At 73.3% G+C, this 18,287-nt stretch carries 19 protein-coding genes; 7 read left to right on the top strand and 12 right to left on the bottom strand.

The window, feature by feature from the left end:
* Positions 1 to 74: 74 nt before the first annotated feature.
* From hemC to hemE, 8 genes are all read right to left on the bottom strand, one after another.
* Entirely contained in the window at positions 75 to 1,151 is a 1,077-nt protein-coding gene (hemC, locus tag Q9R28_RS06495; RefSeq protein WP_311205712.1) for a hydroxymethylbilane synthase, read from the bottom strand.
* Positions 1,148 to 2,380, bottom strand: a complete 1,233-nt coding sequence (locus Q9R28_RS06490) for a ferrochelatase (protein ID WP_066651329.1) — start codon at positions 2,378 to 2,380, stop codon at positions 1,148 to 1,150. Before Q9R28_RS06490 ends, hemC begins: the two co-directional genes overlap by 4 nt.
* Entirely contained in the window at positions 2,377 to 3,150 is a 774-nt protein-coding gene (gene hemQ / locus Q9R28_RS06485; RefSeq protein WP_066651327.1) for a hydrogen peroxide-dependent heme synthase, read from the bottom strand. The genes Q9R28_RS06490 and hemQ overlap by 4 nt, the downstream gene beginning before the upstream one ends.
* 72 nt (positions 3,151 to 3,222) lie before the next feature.
* Entirely contained in the window at positions 3,223 to 3,453 is a 231-nt protein-coding gene (locus tag Q9R28_RS06480) for a DUF3618 domain-containing protein (RefSeq protein ID WP_066651325.1), read from the bottom strand.
* 34 nt (positions 3,454 to 3,487) lie between these two features.
* Positions 3,488 to 3,922: a phage holin family protein gene (locus Q9R28_RS06475; RefSeq protein ID WP_066651323.1), complete on the bottom strand. Its 435-nt coding sequence runs from the start codon at positions 3,920 to 3,922 to the stop codon at positions 3,488 to 3,490.
* Positions 3,919 to 4,173, bottom strand: coding sequence for a hypothetical protein (locus Q9R28_RS06470; RefSeq protein WP_066651317.1), 255 nt, complete (start codon positions 4,171 to 4,173; stop codon positions 3,919 to 3,921). The genes Q9R28_RS06475 and Q9R28_RS06470 overlap by 4 nt, the downstream gene beginning before the upstream one ends.
* 98 nt (positions 4,174 to 4,271) lie before the next feature.
* Positions 4,272 to 5,600, bottom strand: coding sequence for an FAD-dependent oxidoreductase (locus Q9R28_RS06465; protein WP_311205711.1), 1,329 nt, complete (start codon positions 5,598 to 5,600; stop codon positions 4,272 to 4,274).
* On the bottom strand, positions 5,597 to 6,727 hold the full coding sequence (hemE, locus tag Q9R28_RS06460; protein WP_311205710.1) for a uroporphyrinogen decarboxylase: 1,131 nt from the start codon (positions 6,725 to 6,727) through the stop codon (positions 5,597 to 5,599). The genes Q9R28_RS06465 and hemE overlap by 4 nt, the downstream gene beginning before the upstream one ends.
* 122 nt (positions 6,728 to 6,849) lie before the next feature.
* Between hemE and Q9R28_RS06455 the strand changes: the two genes are divergently transcribed.
* Together Q9R28_RS06455 and Q9R28_RS06450 are read left to right on the top strand one after the other, a co-directional pair.
* Positions 6,850 to 8,172, top strand: a complete 1,323-nt coding sequence (locus tag Q9R28_RS06455; RefSeq protein WP_066657578.1) for a glutamyl-tRNA reductase — start codon at positions 6,850 to 6,852, stop codon at positions 8,170 to 8,172.
* 23 nt (positions 8,173 to 8,195) lie between these two features.
* Positions 8,196 to 8,600 (top strand): NUDIX domain-containing protein, encoded by a 405-nt coding sequence (locus tag Q9R28_RS06450; protein ID WP_251154346.1) that lies wholly within the window; start codon positions 8,196 to 8,198, stop codon positions 8,598 to 8,600.
* Between the two features lie 51 nt (positions 8,601 to 8,651).
* On the opposite strand, the gene Q9R28_RS06445 is transcribed toward Q9R28_RS06450, so the two are convergent.
* Positions 8,652 to 8,930 carry a hypothetical protein gene (locus Q9R28_RS06445; RefSeq protein WP_209684668.1) on the bottom strand — a complete coding sequence of 93 codons (279 nt, stop codon included), beginning with the start codon at positions 8,928 to 8,930 and terminating at the stop codon, positions 8,652 to 8,654.
* 104 nt (positions 8,931 to 9,034) lie between these two features.
* Between Q9R28_RS06445 and Q9R28_RS06440 the strand changes: the two genes are divergently transcribed.
* Positions 9,035 to 9,730 (top strand): DUF4232 domain-containing protein, encoded by a 696-nt coding sequence (locus Q9R28_RS06440; protein WP_311205709.1) that lies wholly within the window; start codon positions 9,035 to 9,037, stop codon positions 9,728 to 9,730.
* A 76-nt stretch (positions 9,731 to 9,806) separates the two neighbouring features.
* On the opposite strand, the gene Q9R28_RS06435 is transcribed toward Q9R28_RS06440, so the two are convergent.
* Both Q9R28_RS06435 and Q9R28_RS06430 read right to left on the bottom strand, forming a co-directional pair.
* Positions 9,807 to 10,826 (bottom strand): serine hydrolase, encoded by a 1,020-nt coding sequence (locus Q9R28_RS06435; RefSeq protein WP_081984526.1) that lies wholly within the window; start codon positions 10,824 to 10,826, stop codon positions 9,807 to 9,809.
* Positions 10,826 to 12,790 (bottom strand): M13 family metallopeptidase, encoded by a 1,965-nt coding sequence (locus Q9R28_RS06430; RefSeq protein WP_251154349.1) that lies wholly within the window; start codon positions 12,788 to 12,790, stop codon positions 10,826 to 10,828. The genes Q9R28_RS06435 and Q9R28_RS06430 overlap by 1 nt, the downstream gene beginning before the upstream one ends.
* 110 nt (positions 12,791 to 12,900) lie before the next feature.
* On the opposite strand from Q9R28_RS06430, the gene Q9R28_RS06425 reads away from it, so the two are divergent.
* Both Q9R28_RS06425 and Q9R28_RS06420 read left to right on the top strand, forming a co-directional pair.
* Entirely contained in the window at positions 12,901 to 13,464 is a 564-nt protein-coding gene (locus Q9R28_RS06425; protein WP_251160061.1) for a hypothetical protein, read from the top strand.
* Positions 13,465 to 13,520: 56 nt separating this feature from the next.
* Entirely contained in the window at positions 13,521 to 14,858 is a 1,338-nt protein-coding gene (locus tag Q9R28_RS06420; RefSeq protein ID WP_311205708.1) for a solute carrier family 23 protein, read from the top strand.
* 103 nt (positions 14,859 to 14,961) lie between these two features.
* Here Q9R28_RS06420 and Q9R28_RS06415 read toward each other — a convergent pair whose 3' ends face one another.
* A complete protein-coding gene (locus tag Q9R28_RS06415) occupies positions 14,962 to 15,624 on the bottom strand; it encodes a GAP family protein (protein WP_311205707.1) in 663 nt (220 codons plus the stop codon).
* A gap of 61 nt (positions 15,625 to 15,685) precedes the next feature.
* Between Q9R28_RS06415 and Q9R28_RS06410 the strand changes: the two genes are divergently transcribed.
* Both Q9R28_RS06410 and Q9R28_RS06405 read left to right on the top strand, forming a co-directional pair.
* The gene (locus tag Q9R28_RS06410) at positions 15,686 to 17,020 is read left to right on the top strand and encodes an MATE family efflux transporter (RefSeq protein WP_251160062.1); all 1,335 of its coding nucleotides are present in this window, start codon (positions 15,686 to 15,688) and stop codon (positions 17,018 to 17,020) included.
* On the top strand, positions 17,017 to 18,261 hold the full coding sequence (locus Q9R28_RS06405) for a hypothetical protein (RefSeq protein ID WP_311205706.1): 1,245 nt from the start codon (positions 17,017 to 17,019) through the stop codon (positions 18,259 to 18,261). The genes Q9R28_RS06410 and Q9R28_RS06405 overlap by 4 nt, the downstream gene beginning before the upstream one ends.
* Positions 18,262 to 18,287 lie beyond the last annotated feature (26 nt).

Here is an 18,287-nt window from a genome sequence, read left to right as displayed (position 1 = left end):
CCGCCGCGCGGGACGAGGACGACCGGGGGCCGTGCCTCGTCCGCGACGCGAGCGGTGTCGTCCGTGGTGACCGCCTAGGCCGTCGACGTGGAGCTGTCGTCCGCCGGCTGCTCGGCGGCGGGGGTGGCGAGACCGGGCCCGGCGGAGTGGTCGCCCTCGGCAGGGGCACCGGACACCGTCGACGCCAGGTCCGCCAGCTCGGCGGCACCGTTCTCGAGGAGCTCGGCGGCCACGCGACCGGCGACCTCGAGCGCCTCGTCGAGACGGTCCTGCGCGGACCCGTCGAGGTGTGCCGCGTGCGACGCCATGCGGTACTCGGAACCGTCCGGGCGGTAGACCGTCGCGGACACGAGCAGCAGCTCGGCATCGACGACCGCCGTGGCACCGATCGGGGCGGAGCATCCGGCCTCGAGCTTCGCGAGGACCTCGCGCTCGGCCGTCACCGTGAGGCGCGTCGGGGCGTGGTCGAGCTTGCGGAGCGCAGCGAGCAGGCCCTTGTCGGTCTCGTCCGCCCGGACCTCGACCGCGAGTGCTCCCTGGCCGGGAGCGCTCGGCCAGAAGCCGAGGTCGAGGAGCTCGGTCGCCGCGTCCAGTCGGTCGATCCGGCCGAGGCCGGCGGCGGCCAGCACCACGGCGTCGAGGTCGTCGTCCACGCGGCCGAGCCGGGTGTCGATGTTCCCGCGGATGTCGACGACGTCGAGGTCGGGACGCTTCGCCCTGAGCTGCGCGACGCGGCGGGGTGAGCCCGTGCCGACCTTCGCGCCCTCGGGCAGGGTCTCCACCGTTGCGCCGTTCCGGGCGACCAGGACGTCACGGGCGTCCGCGCGTTTCGGGACCGACGCGATCGTGAGCCCCTCGTACGGAGCGGTCGGCAGGTCCTTCAGTGAGTGCACGAGCACGTCGACCTCGCCCGCGACCAGGGCCTCGCGCAGGGCGCTGGCGAAGACGCCCGTGCCGCCGAGGCTCGCCAGCGAGGCGCGGTTCGTGTCGCCCTCGCTCGTCACCGTGACGAGCTCGACCGGACGCCCCGCCGCCGTGGCGAGACGGTCGGCGACGTCCTGCGACTGCGCGACCGCGAGTCGGCTGGCACGGGTGCCGAGCCGGATCGGGGCCGGGCCGTCGGAAGGCGTCGCGCTGTCGGCGTCCGTCACGGGGCGACCCCGGCCGCGGCCGGCTTGAACCCGGCGCGCACGTTCTCGCAGCAGCCCGGACGGCACACGTCGTACCAGGGGCCGATGTCGGTCAGGTGCGGACGCTCGGTCGTCGGCGTGCCGTTGACGCGCTCGAGCACCAGGTCGACGAGGCCGGCGACGTACGCCGGGTCCACGCCGGGCGTCTGCGTGCGGAGCGACCAGAAGCCGAGCTCACCCGCGGTCTCGGTGGCCTCTTCGTCGAGGTCCCACATGACCTCCATGTGGTCGCTCACGAAGCCGAGCGGGACGATGAGCACCGCGCGGGTCTGGCCGCCCTTCAGCTCCTCGTTCATGTAGTCGTTGATGTCGGGCTCGAGCCACGGCTGCGTCGGGGGGCCCGACCGCGACTGGTAGACGAGCTTCCACGCGGGCTTCGACGTGCCCTGCAGGTGCGCGAACTCCGGCTGCTCGAGCAGCTCGTTCCAGGCCTGCTCGAGGACGACCTCGCCGACGGCGAGGTGCTGGGCCTCGTACGCGCCGTGCTCGTCGAAGCCCCGGTAATCGGGGCCGGACTTCGCCGCGTCGGTGGACGGGATCGAGTGCGTCGAGAAGAGGATGTGCAGCTCGGTCGCGACGTCGAGGCCCTCGTTCTCGCGGATCGCGCGGGCCATGCCGTCGCGCACGCCGTCGACGAACGGGCGCACGAAGCCCGGGTGGTCGAAGAACTGGCGGACCTTGTCGACCTGGATCGTGTCGATCAGGCCGGTCTCGGTGAGCACGCGGGCGTAGTCCTCGCGGTACTGGCGGCAGCTCGAGAACGACGAGTAGGCGCTCGTCGCGATGGCGATGAGCTTGGTGTAGCCCTTGTCGGCGGCCTCGGTGAAGGCCTCCTCGAGGTAGGGCGCCCAGTTCCGGTTGCCCCAGAGCACGGGCATGTCGATGCCGCGCTTCGCGAGTTCGCCCTCGAGCGCCGCCTTGAGCGCGCGGTTCTGCGCGTTGATCGGACTCACGCCGCCGAAGTGGCGGTAGTGGTGCGCCACCTCCTCCAGACGCTCGTCCGGGATCCCGCGGCCGCGAGTGACGTTGCGGAGGAAGGGGATGACGTCGTCCTGGCCCTCGGGGCCGCCGAAGCCGGCGAGCAGGATCGCGTCGTACGCGGTCGGGACCTCGACGTGCTCGGGGCCGTCCGCCGCGGCGGGGGTCGCGGCGAGGACCTTCCCGTTGGTGATCTGGCTGGTGTCGGTCACGACAGCACCTCCGGCAGTTCGGCGGTCGTCACCCGACGACCGGTGAAGAAGGGGACCTCCTCGCGCACGTGCAGGCGCGCCTCGGTGTAGCGCAGGTCGCGCATGAGGTCGACGAGGTCGACCAGCTCGGGGCTCTCGAGCGGCAGGATCCACTCGTAGTCGCTGAGGGCGAAGGTCGCGATCGTGTTGGTGAGCACGCGGCGGTACTTCGCGCCGGCGATGCCGTGGTCGCGGAGCATCTTCGAGCGCTCCTCCTCCGGCAGCAGGTACCACTCGAAGGACCGGACGAACGGGTACACCGTGATCCAGGCCTCGGGGTCCTTGCCGCGCAGGAACGCCGGGGTGTGGCGCTTGTTGAACTCGGCCTCGCGGTGCATGGCCATCGCGTGCCAGACCGGCTCGGCGTCCTGGAACAACGCCGTGCGACGGAGGTCGCGGAGCGCGGCCTGGATCGCCTGTGCGTCGTCGCCGTGCAGCCAGATCATGACGTCGGCGTCGGCCCGGAAGCCGGAGACGTCGTAGAAACCGCGGATCGTCACGCCCTGGTCGGCGGCGCGGGCGACCGCGGCGTCGAGCTCGGCGACGGCGTCGTCACCGACGCGGTGGATCGGCCCGAGCGGACGCCGGAACACGGCCCACAGCGCGTACGCCGTGAGGAGGTTCGGGTCGATCCCGCTCGCCGGGTCGGTCTCGTGCGCCGGGCTGCCGCCGTGCGCGGCGGCGTTGTCGGGGACGTTCTCGTGCGTGGCTGCGTGCACGTCGGAGCTCATGGTTCCTCGTCTTGTCGGTTGCCTGGGTCGTGGCTGCGCGCCGCGTCCGGGAGACCACCGATCAGAGGCGGTCTACCGCCGTCGGAGCACCGCTACGACGATACTCCCGACCACCGCCACACCGGCTGCGAGGCCGGCCAGGTACGGCACCGGCTTCTCGTCGATCCCCTGCTTGACCCTGGACGCCGCGATGCCGAGCTGCTTCGGGACGTTGAGCTTGTCCTCGATGGCGTCGAGGGTCTCGAACAGCTGCGTGCGGGTCGCCGCGACGCGGTTCGCCAGGTCGTCGTGCTGATCGGTCACAGGGGTCCTCCGGTGGGGGTGTCGGTCGTCCCGCTCAGGAGCGGGTGATCCGGTCGTGCTGGCCGGGCTTGTTGCCCATGCCCTTCACGGCGTTGATGTCGTCCTTGACGCTGTCGATCGTGCGCTTCGGGGTGAGGGGCAGGCCCTTCTTGAAGCGCTTCCAGCCGACGAAGCCGAGGATGCCGGCCACGATGAGCATGACGACGGCGAGCAGCAGGGCTGCGAGCCACGCCGGCATCACGGTCGCGAGGCCCATCACGGCAGCGGTCAGCAGCACGCCGATCGCGTACAGCACGATGACGAGCGCGCCGATGAGGAGCCCGGCGGCGAGGCCGAACACCTTCGCCTTGGCGATCATCTCGGCCTTCAGCAGGTCGATCTCGCCCTTGACGAGGTTCTTGACCAGCTTCGGGATGTCCCCGACCAGACCGAACAACGATCGCGACTTGCGGTCGCGGGTGTCGGTCATGAGGTGGTCGAGTCCTTCTTCTGGCTGACCTTGCGGACGACCTTCTTGGTCTGCTCACCGACGAACTCGGCGACGTCCGGGCCCTTGTCCTGGATGAACTCCTCGGCCTGGTGCACGCCCTTCTGGACGTTGCCGTTGTTCCAGATCTTGCCGCTGACGGTCTTGATCTGCTCGTACCGCGCCCGTCCGGCTCGCGATCCCAGGACGTACCCGAGTGCGGCGCCGGCGACGAACAGGAGCTTGCCTCGCATGTGCGATCCTCCGTTGTTGAGGGTGTGCGGTGGTCATGCGCCGAACGGAATACGTCCGGCGTTGGTCCACAGTAGCCCTCGGGTGCTCCTCGGTCCGCTCAGGATCCCAGGATGCGTGCAGCGGACGCCCGGGCCGCGGCGACGATGCCCGCCAGACCGCGGCCGGAGGAGGTCTCGCCGATGCCGACGACCCCCTCGGCCAAGCCGGCTGCGGTCAGGTCCGGCCCGTACCAGCGGACGCGGGCGGCGCCCTGCACACGGTCCGCGGTCACGGGGACGCCCAGGAGCGCGGTCGCGTCCCGGACGGCGCGGGCGCCGACGGTGTCCTCCGGGTCGACCGGGAGGCTCGTCCCCACCCCGTCGTCACCGGTCACCGGATCGTGGGGTGCGGTCGCGTAGCTGAGCCGCAGGACGTGGCGGCCCGCGGCCGCCTCGGCCAGCCAGGGCCACTTCACCGTCGCGTGCGTCAGGGCCTTCGCCCCGACCCCGGCGGCCTCCGGGTGCACGAGCATCCCGGTCCCGCGCGGCCCGGCGTCGAGCTCGGGCTGGTCGACGACCAGGGTGACGAGCTCGATGCCGGTGCGGTCGGCCGCCGCGGTCCGGCCCGGGTCGGCCGTCGACGCGAGGACGTGCTGTGCGGGCAGGCGCTCGCGGGTGCCGTCCGCTGCCACGGTCTCGACGGCGAAGCGCTCGACCGCGGTGGCGCGGGTGCCGGTCCGGACGTCGACGCGGTAGGTCTCGAGGTCGGCCACGAGCTCGTCCACGAGCCGGGCGATGCCACCGCGGATGCCCTGCACCGCCGAGCCCGCGGCGGATCGGGAGCGCAGGGCGAGCACGGCGCGGGCGAGGGAGCCCTCACGCTGCAGGGCCGCACGGAGCCCCGGGGCCACGCGGTCGGGGTCGAGCTGGTCGGGGTGCGTGGAGTACACGCCGCCCGCGACCGGGACGACCAGGTCGTCGAGCACGCGCTCCCCCATGCGCTTCCGCACGAGGGCACCGAGCGACTGTGCCCGGGCACCGACGGGCGAGGGCAGCAGCGAGTCCATCTGTGCGCGGAGGCCACCGCCCTGGCCGACCACCGCGAGGACGTCGGCGGCCATCGGGCTGCCCGGGATCCCGAGGAAGCCGGTCTGCGGGATCGGGGCCGTCCGGCCGTCGCGGGTCATCAGCCACGCACCGCGGGGGTCGGGCGACACGACGTCGTTCCCGAGGCCGAGCTCGGTCGCGAGCCGCTCGACGGCGTCGGTGCGGGTCGCGAAGGACTCCGCGCCCATGTCGAGGTCGAGCCCGGCGACGGTGTGCCGGCGGATCATCCCGCCCAGGCGCTCCCCGGCCTCGACGAGCACGACGTGCGCGCCGCCCTCGGCCAGGTCACGGGCGGCGACCAGGCCGGCGACCCCGCCGCCGACCACGACGACGTCGGTCACGCCGCGGCTCCGGTCCCGTCGCCCCGGCCGTCGCCCAGCCCGTGGACCAGTTCGACCACGCGGGTGAGCACGGTCGGGTCCGTCTCCGGCGGGACACCGTGGCCCAGGTTGACCACGTGCGCCCGGGCCGCGCCACCGCGGCGGACGACGTCGCGCACGTGGGCCTCGAGCACCTCCCACGGGGCGGCGAGCATCGCGGGGTCGATGTTGCCCTGCACGGTGACGCCGGTGCCGACGCGGCGGACGGCATCGTCGAGCGGGACACGCCAGTCGACGCCCACGGCGTCGACGGCGACGCCGTCCGACGGGTCGCCGAGCGTCGTCATCTCGTGCAGGACCTCGCCGCTGCCGACACCGAAGTGGATGCGCGGGACACCGAGGTTCGCCACGTGCGACAGCGCCGTCGCCGAGTGCGGCGCCACCGAGGCGACGTAGTCCCGGCGGGAGAGCGAGCCGACCCACGAGTCGAAGAGCTGCGCGGCCGAGGCACCGGCCGTCACCTGCGCACGGAGGAAGGCCCCCGAGACGCCGGCGGCCCAGTCGAGCAGCCGTGCCCAGGTCTCCGGGTCGCTGTGCATGAGGGTGCGCGCACGGATGTGGTCCTTCGAGGGGCCGCCCTCGACCAGGTATGCGGCGAGCGTGAACGGTGCGCCCGCGAAGCCGATGAGCGGGGTGTCCCCGAGTTCGGCGACGGTGCGCTGCACGGCCTCGGTGATCGGCGCGAGGGCACCCGGGTCGAGCGGGGCGAGCGCGTCCACGTCGGCCGCCGTGCGGATCGGGGACCCGAGCACCGGGCCACGACCGGGGACGATCTCGACGTCCACGCCCGCGAGCTTGATCGGCACGACGATGTCGCTGAAGAAGATGCCGGCGTCGACCCGGTGCCGACGGACCGGCTGCAGGGTGATCTCGGACGCCAGCGCCGGGTCGAGGCAGGCGTCGAGCATCGCGGTGCCGACCCGCAGCTCCCGGTACTCCGGCAGCGATCGGCCGGCCTGCCGCATGAACCACACCGGCAGCGTCTCCGGACGGTCCCCGCGGAGCGCCCGGACGAGCGGCGACCCCGAGGTCCTGCCGGTCACGAGCGGGTGGCTGTCGGGCAGGGCGGCGGGTGCGGCGGAGGTCACCCACCGATTGTCCCATCCGCGGCCGAGCACGACCCGCCCCGGACACGGGCGCCACCGCACAGTCTGCTGTGCACGCGGAGGGCGAACAGCCGGTGGCCCGAGCGCGAGTTACGATGGAAGACGTGCTCATCTGTCTCACGGCGTCGCACCGCAACGCCAGCTTCGACCTCCTGGAGCGACTGAGCATCGGCGCACCGACCGCCGCGAGCCGTCTGGTGACGGACTCCGACGTGCTCGACGGAGCCGTCGTCCTCGCCACCTGCAACCGCTTCGAGGCCTACCTCGACATCGCGGGCGACGATCGTGACTCCGCCGTGTCGGCCACCGTCGACGCCGTCGCCACCGCCAGCGACCTCGTGCCCGCCGAGGTCCTCGACTCCGTCAGCGTGCTCGGCGGCGGGGACGTCGTGCAGCACCTGTTCGCCGTGTCCAGCGGGCTCGAGTCCGTCGTCGTCGGCGAGACCGAGATCTCCGGCCAGGTCCGCCGGGCACTCGAGGACGCCCGCGCCAACGGCACCACGACGTCCGACCTCGAGCGCCTGTTCCAGGAGGCAGCGCACACCTCCCGCGGCGTCAAGACCCGCACCCGCATCGGTGCCGCCGGCCGGTCGCTGGTCCGTCTCGGGCTCGAGCTCGCCTCGTCGCGCATCACCGACTGGGCCCGGACCCGCGTGCTGCTCGTCGGCACCGGCAGCTACGCGGCCACCACCATCGCCGCGCTGCGCGACCGCGGCGCCGCCAACATCCAGGTCTTCTCGCCGTCCGGCCGGGCGCCCTGGTTCGCCGCGAAGCACGACCTGGTCGCCGCGACCGACCTGCGCCAGGCGATCGGCACGAGCGACGTCGTCATCACCTGCACCTCGAGCGAGGTCCCGGTCGTCGAACCGGCCGACCTCGCCGACGGCCAGCGCCGCATCGTCATCGACCTCGGGCTGCCCCGCAACGTCGACCCCGACGCGGCCCACGTCGAGGGCGTCGAGCTGCTCGACCTCGAGACGATCAGCATCCACGCGCCGATCGCCGAACTGAACGCCGAGTCCGAGGCGCGTCAGATGGTCGACGACGCCGTGTCGCGCTTCCGTGCGCAGGCGCTCGAGCAGTCGACCACGCCGGCGCTCGTGGCCTTCCGCAAGCACGTCTTCGACATCCTCGACGACGAGATCGACCGCGCGAAGCGTCGCGACGGCGACCCGGAGTCCGTCGAGCAGACCGAACGGGCCCTCCGGCACCTGGTCGGGGTCCTGCTGCACCGCCCCTCGGTGCGTGCGCGCGAGCTCGGTCGCGCCGGTCGCGGCGAGGAGTTCGTCGGGGCGCTCGACGCCCTGTTCGGCGTGCACCCGGAGCCCGAGGCGGAGCTGCCGTCGCCGATCGTGCCGCTCGCGGAGCGCACCGCGCCCGAGTGCCCCGTCTCGACGGACCGCACCGGCGAGGCGGACGCGAGCTGAGCCTCCCGGCAGTCCCCCGCACGTTGCGCGTCAGCGCGCTGCTGCTGGTCCGTGACCGGCAGGTCCTGATGGTGCGCGCCCGCGGACGCGACGTGCTCTACCTGCCCGGCGGCAAGGCGGAGCCGCACGAGACCGACGTCGAAGCCGCGATCCGCGAGGCGCGCGAGGAGACCGGGCTGCACCTGACCGAGGCGGACCTCGAGCCGTTCGGCACGGTGACCGAGGCCGCGCACGGCCAGGGCGAGGGGACGATGGTCGCCATGGCCCTGTTCCGGGTCCGGCCGGGAGGCACCGCCGATGGCGCCTCGCCCGTCGCCTCCGCAGAGGTGGACGAGGTGGAGTGGGTCACCTCGTCGGACGCGGACCGGTGCCCGCCGGCGGGCGTCGAGACGCTCCGCCGGCTGGTCGCCGCCGATCTGGTCGACTGAGGTCCTGACGCCTGAGGATCCGGTCAGCTCCGACCGGTGCCCCTCGGCGCCTCACTCGTCCTTGTCGACGTAGTGCCCGGCCTCGCCGTCCGGCGTGGGCTCGGCCTCGCCGGGGATGTCCGACTCGACGTACTCACCCTCGTCCGCGCCGCCCGCGCCCTGGGGCCGCGTCTCGCCGGGGATGTCGCTGGAGACGAACTCTCCCGCGGGCTCGTGCGACTCGACGTGCTGCTCGCCCGGGATCTCGCTGTCGGTGAAGGCGCCGGCGCGGGTGTCGACGCCGTCCGCCCGACCGTCCTCGCCGCGTGCCTGCTCGTGCTTGCCTGCCATGTTCCGACCTCCGTCGCTCGTGTTCCTGGCTGTGACGCGAGTGTGCCCGTGACGACTGGACGCTCACCGAGTCCCGAGGACCGCGGCGGGTGTTGCGTCGAGGCATGCACCGCAGCACACGTTCCGCCATCGTCCTCGCGAGCACCGGGGCCGTGCTCGCGCTCGCGCTCTCCGGCTGTTCGTCGGGCGGCCCGGACCCGGCGCCGACGGCCACCGAGACCGTGACCGCGTCGGCCGGGGGCTCGTCGCCCTCCGCTGCGACCTCGGCTCCGTCCTCGTCACCGGCTCCGTCGTCGTCGGCGTCGTCGGCGGCGTCGTCGTCGGGCGGCTCGGCGGGTGGCGGGTCCGGCGGCGACGGTGGCCGGTGCACCACCGGATCGCTGTCGGGCAGCGTCGAGTCCGGCAGCGGTGGGGCCGCCGGCAGCACGTACGTGCACCTCGCGCTCCGCAACACCGGCTCCACGACCTGCACGCTGCAGGGGTGGCCCGGGGTCTCCTTCGTCGGCGGCGGCTCGGGTGAGCAGATCGGCGCCCCGGCCACCCGTGACGAGGCATCGGCGCACCCGACCGTGACGCTGGCGCCCGGCGCGGTGGCCGTCGCACCGCTGAAGATCACCCAGGCGGAGAACTACCCGACGGCGACGTGCGACCCGGTGTCCGCGGACGGGTTCCGCGTGTACCCGCCCGGGTCGACCGAGTCACTGTTCGTGCGGGACTCCGGCATCACGGCGTGCCGGTCGACCGACGCGGGGCTGCTCAGCGTGCAGGGCCTGGTGCCGGAGGGGCAGGCGGCCGACTGAGCCGTCGCGCCCGCCGGCGCCCGTCGCGCCCGCCGGCGCCCGTCTGCGCCCGCCCGTCCGTGCTCGTCCGTGCTGGTCAGCGGCGGGCGGGGGTGTGCACGGCCTCGAGCACCTCGGTGCCCATCGTGCGCAGGGCCTCGACGACCGCGAGCCGCCGCTGCAGTGTCGCGTCGTCGAAGGTCACCGTGACCGCGTAGCTCACCGACGAGCCGGGTCCCCGGAGGATGCCGGCCTCGGCGCGGACGCCGGTCGACGAGCCGGTCACGACGACGGCCTGCAGCCCGTGGTCCAGCGCACGGTGCGCCAGGGGGTCGAGGCCGAACGAGCCCGCCACGAGCGTGGTGTCGCTCGCCAGGCTCAGCCAGCCGAGCACCCGGTTCGACACCGCCTCGTCGACGACCTCGCCGAGGGCCAGGCCGCGCATCAGCCAGGCGAGCTCGCCTGCCGGCGCCACGGAGGCGTCGGGGGCGTCGTCGGGACCGCGCCGGTCCCGCACGCGGTCGATGAGTGCCGTGCGGTCGATGCCGAGCGCCTCGGCCCGCTGCCGCACCGCGTCGATGCCGACGGTCGACAGCAGTGCGTTCATCGCCCACGCGTCCGCCGTCGCCCCGACCAGGGTCGCCAGGTCCGGCACCTGCATCGTCGGTTCCTGCAGGAACTGCCACAGCCCGGCGCCGGTGGCGGTGTCCCGTGCCATCCGCTGGAGCCGGTCGCCGTGCAGCCGGCCGTCCTCGAGCTGCGCCGCGACCTCGATGAGCAGGAGCACGCGACCGAGGCTCGCGACCGGCTGCACCAGGGTGTCGTCGACGGCGAGCAGGGCCTTGCCGGTCGACGTGTCGATGATCGACGCGCTGACGGCGGCACCGTCACGGGCGATCGAACCGAGGGCGTCGACCGTCGCGCCGAACCGCTCGTCGGCCCCGCCACGGTGGCGTCCGCGCGCACGAGCGCCGTTCCCGCCGCCGACCTGGTGTCGGCGGCGGGGACGGCGGGAGGCACCGGTGTCGGCGCCCGGCGTCTCGCCCGGCGCAGCGCTGGGTGTCCCGCTGTGGTCAGCGCTCGGCTCGGACGACGGAGCCGCGTCCGGCTCGGTCATCACCAGATCGCGACGCGCTCGGCCGGGTCGAGGTACATCGTGTCCGACTCGGTGACGCCGAAGGCCTCGTAGAAGCCGTCGATGTTCCGCACGATCTGGTTGCAGCGGAACTCGTTCGGCGAGTGCGGGTCGATGCTCAGCAGACGCGCTGCCTCCTCCGGACGGATCGCCATCCGCCAGGCCTGGGCCCAGCTGAGGAAGAAGCGCTCGGCGCCGGACAGCCCGTCCACGACCGGGGGCTCCTGGCCGTCGAGGGACAGCAGGTACGCCTTCCACGCGATCGACAGCCCGCCGAGGTCACCGATGTTCTCGCCGATGGTCAGCGCGCCGTTGACGTGGCCGTCCGGCACCTCGGTCGGTACGAGCGCGTCGTACTGGGCGATGAGGGCCTTCGTGCGCTCCTCGAACGCCGTGCGGTCGGCCTCGGTCCACCAGTTCTGCAGTCGGCCGTCCCCGTCGTACTGCGAGCCCTGGTCGTCGAAGCCGTGTCCGATCTCGTGCCCGATGACGGCACCGATCGCGCCGTAGTTCGCGGCGGCGTCGCGCGACGCCTCGAAGAACGGGAACTGCAGGATCGCCGCCGGGAAGACGATCTCGTTGAACCCCGGGTTGTAGTACGCGTTGATCGTCTGCGGGGTCATGAACCACTCGTCGCGGTCGATCGGCTTCCCGATCTTGCCCAGCTCGCGGTCGACCGCGAAGCTCGCGACGGCCCGGACGTTGCCGATCAGGTCGTCGGGGCTGACCGACAGGGCCGAGTAGTCGCGCCACGTCACCGGGTAGCCGATCTTCGGCGTGAACTTGTCGAGCTTGTCGAGGGCACGGGCGCGGGTCTCGTCGGTCATCCAGTCGAGCGCGGTGATGCTCTGCCGGTACGCCTCGACCAGGTTGGCGACGAGGTCGTCCATCTCGGCCTTGGACGTCTCGTCGAAGTGCTCCTGCACGTAGATGCGACCGACGGCCTCGCCCATCGCGCCCTCGACCAGCGAGACGCCGCGCTTCCAGCGCTCGCGCTGCTTCGGCGCACCGGTGAGCGCCGTGCCGTAGAACGAGAAGTTCGTGGCGGACATCGCGCTCGTCAGGTACGCCGCGGAGCCGCGGATGACCTGCCAGCGCAGCCAGTCCTTCCACGCGTCGAGCGGCTGGGAGCGCAGGAGCTCGGCCAGGCCGGTGATGAACGACGGCTCGCGCACGACCACGGTCTCGAAGGCGCCGGCAGGGGCACCGATCGCCTGCCACCACAGGTGCAGGTCGGTGCCGTTCGCGAGCGCGGCGACCTCGTCCCAGGTCATCTTGTTGTAGGTCTTCTGGCTGTCGCGGGTCGTCACGTTGTCCCAGTGCGCCGCGGCGAGCGCCGTCTCCAGCGCGATGACGGCCTCGGTGCTCCGTCCGGCGTCGGCGAAGCCCGCGAGCGGGAACATCGACGCGACGAACTCGCGGTACTTCGACCGGATGTCGGCGAAGCGCTCCTCGCGGTAGTACGACTCGTCGGGCAGGCCCAGGCCGGACTGCTCGAGGAAGACGACGTACGACTCCGGGTCACCCGGGTCGTTGTCGACGAAGAGCTGGACGAAGCCGGGCAGGCCCAGGCGCTCGAAGCGTCCGACCATCGCGATGACGTCGTCGGTGGTCTCGACGGCGTCGATCTCGCCGAGCAGCGGGTCGATCGGTCCGGTGCCGAGGGCCTCGAGCCGCTCCTCGTCGGTGAAGGACGTGTACAGGTCACCGACCTTGCGCTCCTCGGTGCCGGGTGCGGCCTGCTGGGAGCGCTCGACGATCTCGCGCACGGCGACCTCGGCGTCCTCGGCGAGCACGGTGAACGAGCCGTACCGCGCCTTGTCGTCGGGGATCGGCGTCTGCGCGATCCACGTCCCGTTCACGTGCCGGTAGAGGTCGTCCTGCGGGCGGACGGCCGGGTCGAGCTCGTCGGTGTGGATCCCTGAGGTGCGTGCGACGTCGGTCATGCGCTCCACGATAGCCACCGGGTCCGCGTCGGGACGGAGCCAGCAGTGTCACGTCAGGACGCGCGTGCCGGCTCCTGCGAGCCCCAGGACCCACGCGTACGTTCTGCTCGGTGGGATCCCCGACACCGAACGCACCGTCGCGCGACGACGAGCAGCAGCCGCACGACCCGTACGCGAAGCGCCCGGGCTACGTCACCGGGGTCGACGGCCGCACCGACACCTGGACGACCGCGTCGGTCGCCGGCATCGTCACGGGCATCGTGGTGCTGTTCGTGTCGGGGTTGCTCCAGGCTCCGAGCCCGATCGCGTACGGAGCTGCGGTCGTGATCGGTGCCGTCGTCTGGTTCGGTGTGCGTGCACGTCGCCGAGCCGCTGATCGTCGCGACGGCCGGTCTCCCGACGCGGTGGCGCAGGCCCGCTCCCGGGCGGTCGCCGACGCGAACGGCGGACGACGCTTCCTCGTCGCGCAGAACCCCGTCGTCGTCATCGTGATGGGTGGCGTCTTCCTCACGGTCGCGGTCGTGCAGCTCGTCGCGAGGGGGCTGTCCGCCGGCGCGGTCGCCGTGGCGGTCCTCCTCGCCGCCTCCGCCGTGTTCTTCGTGGTGCAGGGCATCGGGACCCTCGTCGTCCGGCGTCGCGAGGGGTCGCGGGGCGGGGACACCGGCGGGCACTAGCACCAGCGGGACCCGCGAGCCCGCACCGTGAGCCGCGCAGCCGCTACGGTGCTGCCATGGGACTCGGCTGGAAGCTGCACGGTGACGGCGCGACCGTCTCCTCCTCGACCATCGTGGCGCCGGACGAGCGCCTCTCCTGGGGTCGCACCATCGGGCTCGGCGTCCAGCACGTCGTCGCGATGTTCGGTGCCACCTTCCTCGTGCCGCTCATCACGGGCTTCCCGCCCTCGACGACCCTGCTCTTCAGCGGCGTCGGCACGATCCTCTTCCTGCTGATCACCGGCAACCGGCTGCCGAGCTACCTCGGCTCGTCGTTCGCCTTCCTCGCCCCGATCGGCGCCGCGACGAAGATCGGCGGCATCCCGCTCGCGCTGTCCGGGATCATCGTGGTCGGCGTGCTGCTCGCACTGGTCGGCGCGATCGTGCACCTCGCCGGGGCCGGGTGGATCGACCGCCTCATGCCCCCGGTGGTGTCGGGAGCGATCGTCGCCCTGATCGGCTTCAACCTCGCGCCGGCCGCCCGCGACAACTTCGCGAAGGCCCCGGTCGTCGCGCTGATCACCCTCGCGGCGATCATCCTGGTCACGGTGCTGTTCAAGGGACTGCTCGGTCGCCTGTCCATCGTCATCGGCGTCCTCGTCGGCTACGTCGCCGCCCTGCTCTCCGGCCAGGTCGACCTGTCGACGGTCAGCGCGGCCCCGTGGATCGGCCTGCCGACCTTCACCGCCCCGGCCTTCGACCCGGGCCAGCTCGCGATCTACCTCGGCTTCGTGCCGGTCGTGCTCGCCCTGGTCGCCGAGAACGTCGGTCACGTCAAGGGCGTCGGACAGCTGACCGGCCGTGACCTCACCCCGCTGACGGGTCGCGCGCTCTTCGCCGACGGCGTCTCGACCGTGCTCGCCGGTGCCGGCGGCGGTTCCGCCACCACGACCTACGGCGAGAACATCGGCGTGATGGCCGCGACCCGCGTCTTCTCGACGGCCGCGTACTGGGTCGCCGCGATCGTCGCGATCCTGCTGGGGCTGTCGCCGAAGGTCGGCATGGTCATCTCCTCGGTGCCGGCCGGGGTGCTCGGCGGTGCGACCACCGCCCTGTACGGACTGATCGGCGTCATCGGCATCCGCATCTGGGTCGAGAACCGCGTCGACTTCGCCAAGCCGAAGAACCAGCTGACCGCCGGCATCGCGCTGATCATGGGCATCGCCGACTTCACGTTCTCGTTCGGCGGCGCGACCTTCGGCGGCATCATCGTCGGCACGGTCGCCGCGATCGTCGTCTACCACCTGATGGACCTGGTCGGACGGGCCCGCGGGACGGACCCGGCGACGCCCCGCGCGTCGGACGAGGCGCGCGCCGCCACCGGGGCGACCCCGGCAGAGCCGCGCGCCGACTGACGCCGGGACCAACGGACGGGAGGCCCGTGGCGACCCCGCCACGGGCCTCCCGTCCGTTCCGTCCGCGGTCCGGTCGTGCGCGCACCCGCCCTGTCGGCCAGCGTCAGCGGAGACCGACCACGCCGACGGTGAGCTGGACCACCGCCAGGACGGCGAGCACCGCGACCAGTCCGACAGAGCCCCACCGGGCGATGCCCGCGCGCATCGCAGCGAGGGGACGGCGAGCGCGACGACCGGCCGCGAGCACGAGGACCACGGGCAGCACCGTCGTCGACGCGGCGACCACGACGAAGGCCGCGCCGGCGAGCAGTGCCTCGCCGAGGTCGGGCTCGGCGTCCCCGAACGCGAGCCCCGCGGTCAGGGCGAGCACGACCGCCTTCGGGTTGCAGAACAGCAGCATCCCGAGCCCGAAGCCGTGCACCGGACCGACCCGCTCGACCACGTCCGCCCAGCGGGTGCTCGACGGGGAGCCGTCCGGCAGCCGGCGGACCGTCCACTGCCAGACCGCGAGCGCGGCGAGCACCACCCCGGCGACCACGGCGACGATCGCCTGGACGGACGAGCCACCGGCCGTCTGCACGGGGAGCCGCTCCCCCACCGCGACCGCCAGGACGAGCGCCGCGGCGACGGCCACGGTCCACCCGGCGGTGCAGGCGACGGCGGGGGCGGAGCCGCGACGGTGCCCGAGCAGGACGACCACGGACGCGACGGGCAGCGGGCTCAGGGCGATGCCGACGGCGCCGGGCGCGAGCGCGAGGAGGTCCACGCGCGCAGCGTACCGACGGCGGGACGGACCGGTGCTGCTCCGACTCCGGCAGGATGGTCCGGTGCCACGACCGACCTCGCCCGCCGCGACGACCGAGCGTCGGTCGGTCGACCGGGACATCGTCCGGCTCGCGCTGCCGGCCCTCGGCGCGCTCGTCGTCGAGCCGCTCTTCCTGCTGACCGACACGGCGCTCGTCGGACACCTCGGGGCGACGGCGCTGGCTGCCGTGGGCCTCGCGAGCGTCGTGCTGCAGACGGTGACCGGACTGCTCGTCTTCCTGGCGTACTCGACGACCCCCGCGGTGGCCCGGGCGCTGGGCGGCGGCGACCGTCGCGGAGCGGTGCACGCCGGCATCGACGGCATGTGGCTCGCGCTCGGGCTCGGTGTCGTGCTCGCACTCGTCGGCTGGCCGCTCGCCGGACCGCTCGTCGAGCTGTTCGGCGCCTCGGCGGCGGTCTCGACCGCGGCGACCGCGTACCTGACGGTGTCGCTGATCGGGCTCCCCGGGATCCTGGTCGTGACGGCGTCGACCGGACTGCTGCGGGGCCTGCAGGACACGCGGACACCCCTCGTCGTGGCGACGATCGGCTTCGTGGCGAACGGGCTGCTCAACGCCGTGCTCATCTACGGCGCCGGCTGGGGCGTCGAGGGGTCCGCCGCCGGCACCGTGATCGTGCAGTGGGCGATGGCCGCCGTGTACGTCGTGATCGCCGTGCGTGCGGCCCGGGCATCGGGTGCACCGCTGCGACCGGGGGCGTCCGGCGTCGTGCGGGCGCTCCGGTCCGGGGCGTGGCTGTTCCTGCGCACGGCGTCGTTGCGCGTGGCGATGCTCGCGACCGTGGCGACCGCCTCGGGCCTGGGCACGACCGGCCTGGCGACGACCCAGGTCGGTCTCACGGTGTTCTCGACCCTGGCCTTCGCACTCGATGCCCTGGCGATCGCCGGGCAGGCGCTCGTCGGTCACGGGCTCGGCGCGCGCGATCCCGACCGGGTGCGGCTGGTCACGCGCCGGCTCGTGCTGCTCGGCATCGTCGGCGGGGCACTGCTCGGGGTGCTGACCCTCGCGGTGAGCGGACTGCTCGGACCGGTCTTCTCCGACTCCGCAGCGGTGCGCTCGGCCCTGCCGCTCGTGCTCGTCCTCATCGCCGTCGGGATGCCCGTCGCCGGCTACGTGTTCGTGCTCGACGGCGTGCTCATCGGTGCCGGGGACGCGCGCTACCTCGCCGTCGCCGGGCTCGTGAACCTGGTCGTGTACCTGCCGCTGCTCTGGTGGGTCGGCGGGACGCTCGCCGGGCTCTGGGCGGCCTTCGCGCTCGGCTACATCGGCGTCCGGGCGGTGACCCTCGGGGTGCGGGCGCACCGTCGGGGCTGGGTCGAACAGGCGCTGGCGCGGTGAGCGGGCACACGGGCGGGCGCGCGGACGGGCACGGGCGCGTCGCGTCGTCGGCGCTGCTCGCCACCGTCGGCATCGGCGTGCAGGGGCTCGCGAAGCTGCTCGTCACCGTCGTCGTCGGCCGGGTGTTCGGCACCGAGACCCTCGGGCAGACCACCGCCCTGCTCTCCCTGTCGGTCTTCACCGCGTTGCTCTGGCCGAACGCCGCGGGGAACACCGCGTCGAGAGTGCTGGCGATCGCACTGCGCGGACGTCGCTCGGACGCCGCGGTGAACCGGCTGCTCGGGGCCTCGATGGCGGTGTCGAGCGCCGTGCTCGCCGCCGTGACCGTGCCGGTCGCGCTCGCCTGGGGAACGAGCCCGGGCATGGTCGTCGGCGGGGTCGGGGTCGTCGTCGGGTACGGCCTGTACTGCTACGCCCGCGGAGCGCAACTCGGGTACGACCGGGCGCCACGCGTCGCACTGTGGGACACGGTCACGAGCCTGCTCGCCCTCGGATTGCTCGTCGCAGCGTGCGTCGCCCGGCTCGAGCCCCTCGTACTGCTGCCGCTGGCGGTCGGGTACACCGTGTTCGCCGTCGCCTGCTGGCCGCGAGGGAACCGTGCTCTCGGCGCACCGGAACCGACCGCAGGGGTGCTCGCCTTCGCGGCCTGGAACGTGCTCGCGGTCGTGACCTCGAACGGGCTGCTGCAGCTGACGATGATCTCGGCGCAGGTCTCCGTCTCGGCGCACGAGGCCGGTGTCTACGCGGCGGCGTTCACCCTGGCGACCCCGGCGTCGATGGTCGGCCAGGCGCTGGGCCAGGTCCTCGTGCCGGCGTTCGCCCACCGCTCGGACGGCGGGTCGCTGCGCTCACGCGGGGTGCTCCTGCTCGTCGGCGGCTTCACCGGCGGGACCGCCGTGGTGTTCGGGCTCGTGGCGTGGCTCGCCGGGTGGTTCCTGCCGCTCGTCTACCCCGCCGAGGGGGCCGAGGCCGTGTCGGACCTGCGGTACCTGATGGTCGGCGTGTGGGTGTTCACGGTCGGGCTCGTGCCCGCGGCGCTGCTGCTCGCGTCCGGGCGGTCGCGGCAGGTGGCGCTGGCGTCGGTCGCCGGGTTCGTCGTCGGGGTGGTGCTCATGGCGGTGCTCGCTCCGACGTGGGGCGTGGCCGGGGGCAGCACGGGGTTCCTGGTCGGGAGCGCGGTGAACCTCGTCGCCGTGGTGGTGCTCGGGCTGCGCGGGCCGCGGGCGGGAGGAGTGCGATAGATTGTTATGAAAGACGTCTTTCATAA

It is taken from the genome of Curtobacterium sp. BRD11 (genome assembly GCF_031844345.1).
In the GTDB taxonomy this organism is placed as follows: domain Bacteria; phylum Actinomycetota; class Actinomycetes; order Actinomycetales; family Microbacteriaceae; genus Curtobacterium.
This window is presented reverse-complemented; position numbering and strand designations above follow the sequence as displayed.